Source organism: Streptomyces sp. NBC_01320 (genome assembly GCF_035974375.1).
GTDB classification, from domain to species: domain Bacteria; phylum Actinomycetota; class Actinomycetes; order Streptomycetales; family Streptomycetaceae; genus Streptomyces; species Streptomyces yanii.
The window spans coordinates 8,273,350-8,284,372 of sequence record NZ_CP108390.1 but is presented as its reverse complement, the minus strand read 5'-3'; the positions used below and the strand labels follow the sequence as shown (position 1 = coordinate 8,284,372).

13 protein-coding genes are annotated in these 11,023 nt (G+C 71.5%); 1 reads left to right on the top strand and 12 read right to left on the bottom strand.

Features of this window, described 5'->3' with window-relative positions; translation table 11 throughout:
- Positions 1 to 18: 18 nt before the first annotated feature.
- The 11 genes from lgt to hisI all read right to left on the bottom strand — a co-directional run bounded on the left by lgt (position 19) and on the right by hisI (position 8,986).
- On the bottom strand, positions 19 to 999 hold the full coding sequence (gene lgt, locus OG395_RS37705) for a prolipoprotein diacylglyceryl transferase (protein ID WP_327246938.1): 981 nt from the start codon (positions 997 to 999) through the stop codon (positions 19 to 21).
- Between the two features lie 122 nt (positions 1,000 to 1,121).
- A complete protein-coding gene (locus tag OG395_RS37700; RefSeq protein WP_327246937.1) occupies positions 1,122 to 1,949 on the bottom strand; it encodes a DsbA family protein in 828 nt (275 codons plus the stop codon).
- A 76-nt stretch (positions 1,950 to 2,025) separates the two neighbouring features.
- Positions 2,026 to 2,838: a tryptophan synthase subunit alpha gene (gene trpA, locus OG395_RS37695; protein ID WP_327246936.1), complete on the bottom strand. Its 813-nt coding sequence runs from the start codon at positions 2,836 to 2,838 to the stop codon at positions 2,026 to 2,028.
- Positions 2,835 to 4,121, bottom strand: a complete 1,287-nt coding sequence (gene trpB / locus OG395_RS37690) for a tryptophan synthase subunit beta (protein WP_327246935.1) — start codon at positions 4,119 to 4,121, stop codon at positions 2,835 to 2,837. The genes trpA and trpB overlap by 4 nt, the downstream gene beginning before the upstream one ends.
- A gap of 135 nt (positions 4,122 to 4,256) precedes the next feature.
- Positions 4,257 to 4,475 (bottom strand): tryptophan biosynthesis modulator TrpM, encoded by a 219-nt coding sequence (trpM, locus tag OG395_RS37685; protein ID WP_266986747.1) that lies wholly within the window; start codon positions 4,473 to 4,475, stop codon positions 4,257 to 4,259.
- An 8-nt stretch (positions 4,476 to 4,483) separates the two neighbouring features.
- Positions 4,484 to 5,293 (bottom strand): indole-3-glycerol phosphate synthase TrpC, encoded by an 810-nt coding sequence (gene trpC, locus OG395_RS37680; RefSeq protein ID WP_266986745.1) that lies wholly within the window; start codon positions 5,291 to 5,293, stop codon positions 4,484 to 4,486.
- 115 nt (positions 5,294 to 5,408) lie between these two features.
- Positions 5,409 to 5,924, bottom strand: a complete 516-nt coding sequence (locus OG395_RS37675; protein ID WP_442818785.1) for a DUF2752 domain-containing protein — start codon at positions 5,922 to 5,924, stop codon at positions 5,409 to 5,411.
- 75 nt (positions 5,925 to 5,999) lie between these two features.
- On the bottom strand, positions 6,000 to 6,251 hold the full coding sequence (locus tag OG395_RS37670; protein ID WP_327246934.1) for an HGxxPAAW family protein: 252 nt from the start codon (positions 6,249 to 6,251) through the stop codon (positions 6,000 to 6,002).
- A gap of 187 nt (positions 6,252 to 6,438) precedes the next feature.
- Entirely contained in the window at positions 6,439 to 7,092 is a 654-nt protein-coding gene (locus tag OG395_RS37665) for a TIGR02234 family membrane protein (protein WP_327246933.1), read from the bottom strand.
- Between the two features lie 14 nt (positions 7,093 to 7,106).
- Positions 7,107 to 8,594 (bottom strand): anthranilate synthase component I, encoded by a 1,488-nt coding sequence (locus OG395_RS37660; protein ID WP_327246932.1) that lies wholly within the window; start codon positions 8,592 to 8,594, stop codon positions 7,107 to 7,109.
- An 11-nt stretch (positions 8,595 to 8,605) separates the two neighbouring features.
- A complete protein-coding gene (hisI, locus tag OG395_RS37655) occupies positions 8,606 to 8,986 on the bottom strand; it encodes a phosphoribosyl-AMP cyclohydrolase (protein ID WP_327246931.1) in 381 nt (126 codons plus the stop codon).
- 85 nt (positions 8,987 to 9,071) lie between these two features.
- Between hisI and OG395_RS37650 the strand changes: the two genes are divergently transcribed.
- Positions 9,072 to 9,704 carry a TIGR03085 family metal-binding protein gene (locus OG395_RS37650; protein WP_327246930.1) on the top strand — a complete coding sequence of 211 codons (633 nt, stop codon included), beginning with the start codon at positions 9,072 to 9,074 and terminating at the stop codon, positions 9,702 to 9,704.
- Between the two features lie 61 nt (positions 9,705 to 9,765).
- Here the strand turns inward: OG395_RS37650 and OG395_RS37645 are convergent, their stop codons facing one another.
- Entirely contained in the window at positions 9,766 to 11,010 is a 1,245-nt protein-coding gene (locus OG395_RS37645) for an MFS transporter (protein ID WP_327246929.1), read from the bottom strand.
- Positions 11,011 to 11,023: the final 13 nt, after the last annotated feature.

Sequence of the window (11,023 nt, the reverse complement as noted above, 5' to 3'; positions counted from 1 at the left end):
TCGTACAAATGGGTGGTGTCAGGCGTTCTTCGCTGCTTCTGCGGTGCCGTTCTTCTCCGGCGCCTCCGTATCGGGCGCCTCCGCATCGGGCGCCTGCGCATCGCCGACGGCGTCGCCGTCACGGTCCGTGTCAGCGGCGGCATCCGCGTCGGGCGCCGCGGGCTCGATGCCCTCGACGTCCTCGGCCGCTCCCGGCTCGACGACCTCCTCGCGCCCCGGCCGTACCTTCGCCGAGATCACGATGTACGTCACGGCCAGCACGAACATGATGATCGCGGTCCACACATTCAGGCGCAGGCCCAGGATGTGGTGCGCCTCGTCGACCCGCATGTACTCGATCCAGGCGCGACCCGTGCAGTACGCCGCGACGTACAGCGCGAATGCCCGCCCGTGTCCGAGCTTGAAGCGGCGGTCGGCCCAGATCACCAGCAGGGCGACGCCCACGCACCACAGCGACTCGTACAGGAACGTCGGGTGGTACGTTCCGGCGACCCGGTTGGGACCTTCGCTGATCTTCAGTGCCCACGGCAGATCCGTCGGCTTGCCGTACAGCTCCTGGTTGAACCAGTTGCCCCAGCGGCCGAACGCCTGGGCGATGGCGATGCCGGGGGCGAGCGCGTCGGCCCAGGCGGGCAGCGGGATCCCTCGACGACGGCAGCCGATCCAGGCGCCGACCGCGCCGAGCGCGATCGCGCCCCAGATACCGAGACCTCCCTGCCAGATCTTGAAGGCGTCGACCCAGTTCTCACCGTCGCTGAAATACAGCTGGTAGTCGGTGATGACGTGGTAGAGCCGGCCGCCGACGAGACCGAAGGGCACGGCCCAGACGGCGATGTCGGCCACCGTGCCGGCTCTGCCGCCCCGGGCGATCCAGCGCTTGTTGCCGAACCAGACGGCGACAAACACACCGATGATGATGCAGAACGCGTAGCCGCGAAGCGGGATCGGGCCGAGATTGATCACGCCGGTCGACGGGCTGGGAATGTAGGCAAGGTCCATGACAGGGTCGACGCTACCCTGCCGGACGGGAGGTGCGGCAACCCGCCCGACAACTTCTGGGTAACGAGCCGGTCATCGATTCCCCGTCCCGGCCGGCTCGCAGCCCACGTCAACGGGGTGACTCAGGAACCGGAGGGCGCCGGGGTGACCTTCCCCGGCTGCTTGCCCTTGTTCGCCTCGGCGACCCACTTCTTCAGGTTCGCCACGGTGATCGGTTCGTTCCCCTTCTTCGGGAAGATCGATTCGCCGTTGAGGAGCGCGGTCGGCGTGCCCTGGAATCCGCCGTTCTGGAAGGCGGTGTGGGACTTCTGGACCCAGGTGTTGTGCGTGCCGTCCTCCACGCAGCTGCGGAAGTCGGGCGTGTCGAGGCCCTCGACCTTGCCCGCCAGCTCGATCAGCTTGCTGCTCTTGCCAAAGGCGTCGTCGGTCTCCGGCGGCTGATTGCGGTACAGGACGTCGTGGTACGCGGAGAACTTCCCGACGTCCTGTGCGCAGGCGGCTGCATTGGCCGCGTCCAGCGATCCGCTGCCACCGAGATTGCCGTCGATGAGCGTGACCAGGTGGTACAGGACCTTGAGCTGTCCGGTGTTCTCCAGCTCGTGGATCGTGTCCCGGAACGCATTCTCGAACTGGCCACAGACCGGGCAGCGGAAGTCCTCCCAGACCGTCAGCGTGGACGGGGCGCCGTGCGCGCCCACCTGGATGGCCAGGCTGTCCTTGCCCGTCGCGCCCGACGGTGCGACGGCCGGCCCCGACTTGCTCGCCTTGTTGCCCTTGCCCCCCGAATTCGCGGCGATCACGCCGATGACGGCGGCCAGCGCCAGCACACCCACCACAGCGGTGGAGACGATCAGCGTGCGCCGGCGGCGCTCGCGCGCCTTCTCCTGCTCACGCTGCTGAATGAGCCGGTCGCGCGCGGCCCTTTTTCCCTCTTGGTTGTTCTCACTCACACCCGCAGCAACGAACCGGGGAGGCACGTGCGTGCCTCCCCGGCCCCAGGTCCACCCGGATGGATTACACCCGATGTCAGCGCTTTCGAACGCCTTCGGCCAGTTCGCCCGCCAATGAGCGGACCGCGGCGAGACCGGACGCCTCGTCGGGGGCGTCCAGGATCCGCTTGACGAAGGCGGAGCCGACGATCACTCCGTCGGCGAAGACGGCGACCTCGGCGGCCTGCTGGGCGTTGGAGACGCCGAGGCCGACGCAGACCGGGAGCTCGGTCGTGGCGCGGGTGCGCCGGACCAGGTCCTGGGCCTGCTCTCCGACCGATTCGCGGGTGCCGGTGACCCCCATCAGCGAGGCCGCGTAGACGAAGCCGGAGCCGGCCGCGGTGATGGTGGTGAGGCGCTCGTCCTTGCTGCTCGGTGCGACGACGAAGACGGTCGCGAGACCGTGCTTGTCGGCGTGCTCGCGCCACGCCGAGGACTCCTGGACCGGCAGGTCGGGCAGGATGCACCCGGCGCCGCCCGCCTCGGCGAGCTCAGCGGTGAACCGCTCGATGCCGTACCGGTCGATGGGGTTCCAGTACGTCATGACAAGGATCGGGGCGCCGGTCGCCTCGTACGCCTCGCGGACCGTACGCATCACGTCGGCGATCTTCACGCCGCCGCGCAGAGCGATGTCGTCGGCGGTCTGGATGACCGGCCCGTCGAGCACGGGGTCGCTGTGCGGCAGGCCCACCTCGACGACATCGGCGCCACCGGCGACGACGGCCTTCACGGCCTCGATGCCGCCGTCGACCGTCGGGAACCCGGCCGGCAGGTAGGCGATGAGCGCGGCACGGTCCTCCGCCTTGGCGCCGGCGAGAGCGGCGCTCAACAGCTCGATGTTGCCACTCACTTGGCGTCCTCCTCGATCTCGGCGTCGCCGTTCCCCGCGTCCGCCTCGACGGTCGCGTCCGCGTCGTACAGCCCGAAGTAGCGGGCCGCCGTGTCCATGTCCTTGTCGCCGCGGCCGGACAGGTTGACCACGAGCAGCCCGTCCTTGCCGAACTCCTTGCCGACCTCCAGGGCTCCGGCCAGCGCGTGGGCGCTCTCGATGGCCGGAATGATCCCTTCGGTGCGGGAGAGCAGCAGCAGCGCCTGCATGGCGGCACCGTCGGTGACCGCGCGGTACTCGCCGCGACCGATGTCCTTGAGGTACGAGTGCTCCGGGCCGATGCCCGGGTAGTCCAGACCGGCCGAGATGGAGTAGGGCTCGGTGATCTGGCCCTCGTCGTCCTGGAGGACGTAACTGCGTGAGCCGTGCAGGATGCCGGGCTCGCCCGCGGTCAGGGTCGCCGCGTGCTCGCCGGTCTCCACGCCGTGTCCGGCGGGCTCGCAGCCGATCAGCCGCACGTGCGCGTCCGGGATGAAGGCGTGGAACAGGCCGATGGCGTTGGAGCCGCCGCCGACACAGGCGATCGCGGCGTCCGGCAGCCGGCCGGTCCGTTCCAGGACCTGCCGTCGGGCCTCGACGCCGATGACGCGGTGGAAGTCGCGGACCATCGCCGGGAAGGGGTGCGGGCCCGCGACCGTACCGAAGAGGTAGTGCGTGCGGTCCACATTGGCGACCCAGTCGCGGAACGCCTCGTTGATGGCGTCCTTGAGCGTGCGGGAGCCGGATTTCACGGCGACGACCTCGGCGCCGAGCATCCGCATCCGCGCCACGTTCAGCGCCTGCCGCTCGGTGTCGATCTCACCCATGTAGATGGTGCATTCGAGGCCGAAGAGGGCGCAGGCGGTCGCGGTGGCGACGCCGTGCTGGCCGGCGCCGGTCTCGGCGATGACCCGGGTCTTGCCCATGCGCTTGGTGAGCAGCGCCTGACCCAGCACGTTGTTGATCTTGTGCGAGCCGGTGTGGTTCAGGTCCTCGCGCTTGAGGAAGATCCGGGCTCCGCCCGCGTGCTCGGCGAAGCGCGGCACCTCGGTCAGTGCACTGGGCCGGCCGGTGTAGTTGACCATGAGCTCATTGAGCTCGGCGGCGAAGGCCGGGTCGGCCTTCGCCTTGTCGTACTCGACGGCGACCTCGTCCACGGCGGCGACCAGCGCCTCCGGGATGAACTTGCCGCCGAACGCGCCGAAGTAGCCCTCGGCGCTGGGGATCAGACCCTCGGGGTCCGGAATGAAGAAGTCAGATGACATCCGACGTGCTCCTCGTCATGGCAACGGGTGGGTTCACCGTATGCGCCGTCAGCAGAGCGCCGCCGCGACCGGGGACGGTCGGACGGTGCGGTCGTACGTACGAGAGGGTGGTGCGAGTACGTCGGCCAGGGCTCGCTACAGCGCGGTCCCCGTGCGCCATCGCATGCCGTTGACCTGGCCGGGCTCGTCGCCGATCACATACCGCACCCGCCGTCCGTGCACGCGGCGCGCGGGGGCGCGGCAGCCGCGGGGGCGGCAGCCGCGCGCCAGCGGCGCGTGCGGGTCCCGGGCAGCCGTCACCATGGCCAGGCGCAGGCGCGGCCGGGTGCGGGGCAGGGGACGGTCGGCGGACATGGTGCGGGTCAGCCCCGTCCGTGCCGCAGGGCCGGGTGGGCGCCCGCGGCGACCAGGTCGGCGACAGCGGCCCGCGGGTCGCGGCCGGTGACCAGGGACTCGCCGACGAGTACGGCGTCGGCGCCGGCGTTTGCGTAGGCGATGAGGTCGTGCGGGCCGCGGACGCCGGACTCGGCGACCTTGACGATGCCCGCGGGGATCTCGGGGGCGACACGCTCGAAGGTGGAGCGGTCGACCTTGAGGTCCTTCAGATTGCGCGCGTTGACACCGATGATCTTCGCTCCGGCGTCGACGGCGCGCTCCGCCTCCTCCTCGTCGTGCGCCTCGACCAGCGGCGTGAGGCCGATGGACTCGGCACGCTCGATCAGGGAGACGAGGGCCTCCTGGTCGAGGGCGGCGACGATCAGCAGGGCGAGGTCGGCGCCGTAGGCGCGGGCCTCCCAGAGCTGGTACGAGGTGACGATGAAGTCCTTGCGCAGGATCGGGATGTCGACCTTGGCGCGGACGGCTTCCAGGTCGGCGAGCGAACCGCCGAAGCGGCGCTCCTCGGTGAGGACGGAGATGACGGACGCGCCACCGGCCTCGTAGTCCGCGGCGAGCGCGGCCGGGTCGGCGATCGCGGCCAGGGCCCCCTTGGAGGGGCTGGAGCGCTTGACCTCGCAGATGACGGTCACGCCCTCGCCGCGCAGGGCGGCGACTCCGTCCTTGGCCGCCGGAGCGCGCGCGGCGCGTTCCTTGAGCTCGTCGAGGCTGACACGCGCCTGCCGCTCTGCGAGGTCGGCGCGGACGCCGTCGATGATCTCGTCGAGCACACTCACGCGAGCGGCCCCCTTCCGGGACGGTGATGAGGGAACAGGATCAGCCATCTCGATGGTATCCGTAGGAAGGCCGCGGGCCCGCATCCGGCCGCCGAATGTCCCATTAGCTGGGCATTCATGGCGCCAGTACTGATCCGAACGGCAGATTCCGAACGACGGTGAAGATCAGCAGCACGGCGCCGATCCCCCACCAGTAGGCCGGTGCGAGGTTGATCCGTACGGGCATTCCTCTGCTCGCGCGGACCATCCAGACCACCCAGACGGCGGCGAAGATCGCGTAGCCGACGACGGCGAGGGCGTTGGAGCCCAAGGCGGCGGCGATATCGCCGTGGGCAACGGCGTGGGCGCTGCGCAGCCCACCGCAGCCGGGGCAGAACAGGCCGGTGACCTGCAGCATCGGGCAGACCGGGTAGTGGCCCGGCTGATTGGGGTCGACGGCGCCGACGTAGCCGAAGGCCCCGATCACGGCCGCCATGACCGCCACCGGGGTGACGAGCCGCCGGAAGGGTGACGCCGGCACAGGTGCCGGCGGGAAGGCCGACGCGGGGTGACCGGGCGCCGGCACGACGACCGGCGCGGGCTGTTGACCGGGCGGGCCCGGTGCGGCTGCGGGAGAAGGCGAGGCGTCCACCCGGCGATTGTCCCCGCTCACGCGGAAAGGCGCAGCCCGGCCCGGGCTGCGCCTTTCACGATGTTCCGACCGGCGTCAGGACGACACCTGGGCCTGCCCGGCTCGCGCCCGGGCGGCGGCCATCTCGGCCGACTCCTTCGGCATGCCGAGTCCGGCGGCCTTCATCGCGAAACCGACGGCTCCGCCGATGAGGATGACCGCGAAACCGGCCCAGAAGCCGAGCGGGTTGGCCGCGACCATGAAGACGCCTGCGACGCAGAAGCCGATGAACGAGATGATGACACCGGTCCAGGCGGCCGGGGTGTGTCCGTGGCTGCTGCCCGCCATGAGTTGCTCCTCGTTGGTGTTTCGCTGTGGGTATCGCTGTATCGCTGTACGCAAAGCTGGTGGCGCTGTGCTGCCGCTGTGCAGAAAGCTCACCGCCATTGTCCCGTACGGACGGGTACGACGTCAGTTGGGGGTCGTACCCGGGGTGTGTCCCCCCGGTCACGCCCCGCTCGCGCCGGGAGGTCCTTCAGTGCGTCGGGTCCTCGCCGCGGTCCAGGGCCTTCCACAGGTCCTCGGGCCGGTCCGGGTCCGGGGCGGTGCGGGGGGCCTTGCGGGGGCGCGGAGTGCCGTCGCGTTCGTACCGGCCCGACATGGTCGGCCAGAGCTTCCCGTACCGCAGGGCGAGCAGCCCTGCGATGAGGATCAGCAGCCCGCCGGCGGCGGTGACGTACGGCCAGGCGGTGTGGCTGAGGGCGTCGATGGTGGCGGAGGTGTCGCCGGTGGTCTGCGCCGCCTTCTCGTTGAGGGCCGCGCTGTCGGAGGCGCCGAGGTAGGCGCTCAGTGCGGCACCGAGGCCGCTGAGGGCGAGCAGCCCGGCGACGAGCAGGCGGCCGGTGCTGCGGACGGCGAAGACGGCGACGAGGGCGGCCAGGCCGACGATCGCGAGAGCCGCCGGGAGTCCGGTGACGTCCTGGCCGTCGGCGGTCAGAGGCAGGGAGCCACCGCCGACGGCGGCCTTGCCCTCGGCCCACGTCTGGCTGGAGGCGAGGAGGACGACGGTGGCACCGGCCGCCCCGAGAAGCAGGCCGGCGGCCAGGCTGCGGCGGCTTCCCGTGGCGTCGGGCGCGGTGGCGGCTCGGGCACGGGGCTGGGGTACGGGGACAGCACTCACGTACCCCACTATCCCTTACCCGGTCAGCTTTCGCGGAGGCGGTTGGCGGTATGGACGGCGCGCAGGACCGCGGCGGCCTTGTTGCGGCATTCGGCGTCCTCGGCGACCGGGTCCGAGTCGGCCACGATTCCCGCTCCGGCCTGGACGTACGCGGTGCCGTCGCGCAGCAGAGCCGTACGGATCGCGATCGCGGTGTCGGAGTCCCCGGCGAAGTCGAGGTAGCCGACGCAGCCTCCGTACAGTCCGCGGCGGGTGGGTTCGAGCTCCTCGATGATCTGCATGGCCCGCGGCTTGGGGGCGCCGGAGAGAGTCCCGGCCGGGAAGCATGCGGTCAGGACGTCGAAGGCGGTACGGCCTTCGGCGACGCGGCCGGTGACCGTGGAGACGATGTGCATCACGTGCGAGTACCGCTCGATCGACATGAAGTCGACGACCTCGACGCTGCCGGGCACGCAGACCCGTCCCAGGTCGTTGCGGCCGAGGTCGACGAGCATCAGGTGCTCGGCGCGTTCCTTCGGGTCGGCGAGGAGCTCGTCGGCGAGTGCCTGGTCCTCCTGCGGGGTGGCGCCGCGGGGCCGGGTCCCGGCGATCGGGTGGACCATCGCGCGCCCGTCCTCGACCTTGACGAGGGCTTCGGGGCTGGAGCCCGCGACATCGAAGCCGTCGAACCGGAAGAGGTACATGTACGGCGACGGGTTGGTCGCGCGCAGCACCCGGTAGACGTCCAGCGCGCTTGCCGTGCACGGGGTCTCGAAGCGCTGGGACGGGACGACCTGGAACGCCTCGCCGGCCCTGATGCGCTCCTTCACGTCGACGACGGCGTCCCGGAAGGCCTGGCCGCCCCAGAGCGCGGTGTACGGCGGGAGCTCGGACGGCGGCAGGGCGGCGGGGGCGCTCTCGACCGGACGGGAGAGGTCCGCCTCCATGGCGTCGAGCCGGGCGACGGCGTCGGCGTACGCCTCGTCGACCCCGGTCTCCAGGTCGTTGTGGTTGATCGCGTTGGCGATCAGCAGGACGCTGCCGTCCCAGTGGTCGAGGACGGCGAGGTCCGAGGTGAGGAGCATCGTCAGCTCGGGGAGTTGCAGGTCGTCGCCTCCGTGCTCGCCGATCCGCTCCAGTCGGCGCACGATGTCGTAACCGAGATAGCCGACCATGCCGCCGGTGAACGGCGGCATGCCGGAGTGCAGGTCGCGCGGGGTGTGCAGGGCCTCGACGGTGGCGCGCAGGGCGTCCAGCGGATCCCCGTCGACGGGGACGCCGACGGGCGGAGTGCCGAGCCAGTGCGCCTGCCCGTCGCGGACGGTGAGGGTGGCGGCGCTGCGGACGCCGATGAAGGAGTAGCGGGACCAGGTGCGGCCGTTCTCCGCGGATTCGAGGAGGAACGTGCCGGTGCGCTCGCCCGCGAGCTTGCGGTAGAGCGCGACCGGGGTGTCGCCGTCCGCGAGGAGTCGGCGGCTGACGGGGATGACACGCCGGTCGGCGGCCAGCTTGCGGAAGGTCTCAAGATCCATGGCGGCTGACCCTACTGCCCCAGCAGGAGTACGTCTGCGTCGAAGCAGGTCCGGTCACCGGTGTGACAGGCGGCACCCGTCTGGTCGACCTTGACGAGAACGGTGTCCGCGTCGCAGTCGAGGGCGACGGACTTGACCACCTGGATGTGGCCCGAGGTGTCGCCCTTGACCCAGTACTCCTGGCGGCTGCGCGACCAGTAGGTGCAGCGGCCGGTGGTCAGGGTGCGGTGCAGGGCCTCGTCGTCCATCCAGCCGAGCATGAGCACCTCGCCGGTGTCGTACTGCTGGGCGATGGCCGGGACCAGTCCGTCGACGCCGCGCTTGAGGCGGGCGGCGATGGCGGGGTCCAGGCTGCTGGCGGGCGGGGTGCTGGGCGCGGGCATGCTGGTCATGGGTCCCATTCTGCCGTGGTCGCGAGGGCGGTTCCGTGAGGCGTCCACTGGGCGGACCGCGGGACCCGGTCGTACGCTGGCGAGCATGTCGACCCATGCGAAGCGCGAACGACTTCTGCTTGCCGACCTGTTGGAGGCGGCGGGCCCCGAAGCCGCCACCCTGTGTCAGGGCTGGACGGCCCGGGACCTGGCTGCCCATGTCGTGGTGCGCGAGCGCCGACCGGACGCGGCGGCCGGAGTGCTGCTGGGCCCGCTGAAGAACCGGCTCGAACGGGTGCAGGCCGAGTTCGCCGAGAAGCCGTACGAGGAACTCATCCAGCTGATCCGTACGGGACCGCCCCGGATGTCGCCGTTCGGGCTGAAGCAGGTGGACGAGGCGGCCAACACGGTGGAGTTCTACATCCACGCCGAGGATGTGCGCCGGGCGCAGCCCGACTGGTCGCAGCGGGAGCTGGACCCGGTCTTCGCCGATGCGCTCTGGTCGCGCATGGAGAAGGCGGCGCGGCTGATGGGGCGCAAGGCGCCGGTGGGTCTTGTGCTGCGCCGCCCGGACGGGCAGACCGCGGTGGCGCACAAGGGCACTCCAGTGGTGACGGTCACCGGCGAGCCCGGCGAACTGCTGCTGTTCGCGTCCGGGCGGCAGGACGCGGCCAGGGTGGAGGTCGAGGGCGACAAGGAGGCGATCGCCCGGCTGCGGACGGCGGAGCTCGGCATGTAGGACGACGGGGCGCGCGGCCTCCGGTGGCCGGCCTGTCGTACGCGCGGCCCGCCGCCCGATGTCAGTGCGGCAGTTCCGCGCGGCGCAGCCGGGTGAAGGCCAGACCGGTCGTCGCCCCGGCCGCGCACACCACCGCGCTGGTGACGAAGACCGGGCCCGTCCCCCAGGCGGCGACGGCGGCTCCCGTGACCGGGTAGCTGAGCGGGGCGATCGCGTGGGTGAAGAGCGTCGAGACCGAGGTGACCCGGCCCAGGTAGGCAGGGTCGGTGACGGTCTGGATCAGGGCGCCGCACAGGGCGCCGCCGAGTCCGGCGAAGAGCCCGACGCAGACGGCGACCGCGGCGGCGAGGCCCACCGAGGGGGCAAAGGCCAGGACGGCTGTGGCGAGTGCGCCGACCAGTACCGTCAGGCACATGACGAGACCGGCCCGTGGCACCCGGCCGCGCACCGCGAGCAGCAGCGCCGACGCACCGGCTCCGATCCCGAACGCGGCGACGATCCATCCCATGCCGGACGCCCCCCAGCCGCGCTGCCCGGCGAGCAGGACCAGGCCGAGGTTGAACGGCCCGGTGAAGCCCAGCTCGCTGAGGGCCACGGTGAGCATGAGCGGTCCGAGCACCGGGTGGCGGCGGATGTGGCGCAGCCCGTCGGTCAGGTCGTGCCAGGCGGTGCCGGACGGTTCACCGGCTTCCACTGCGGGCAGCGGGCTGATCCGCAGGGCAAGGAGCAACGGCAGCGACACGGCGAAGAGCACCCCGGCCGCGGCGAACGCGAGGGTCGGGCCGCCGAAAGCCACTGCGGCGCCACCGAGCGGGGCTCCGACGACATTGGCGACACGGGAGGCGAGTCCGCGCAGTCCCTGGACGCGGGCCAGCTGTCCGGCGGCGGTGATCCGGGGCGGCAGGGCGCCGACGGCGGGCAGGAAGAGCGCGTCGACCACACCGAAGACGAGCGCGACGGCGACCAGCATCCACACGGCGGGCGAGGTGAACAGCAGCGCGCCCGCCAGGCCCAGCACGACCAGACAGCGGGCGGCGTCGCTTCCGATGACGACGCGGCGCGGGCCGAGCCGGTCGGCGAGCACTCCCCCGCCGAGCATCAGCAGGGCCCGGGGTATGGAGCCGACGGCGAGCACGAGTCCGGCCTGGGTGGCGCTGCCGGTGCGGGCGGCGGACCAGGCGAGCGCCATGTAGTAGACGCTGTCGCCGATCATCGACGCGGCGTAGGCGCCGAGCCAGCGCAGGACGTTGCCGTCGCGGTGGGCTGGGCGTTCGGGTGCTTTCGGGGCCGTGACGGTGACGGTCATGAGGGTCGTCCTC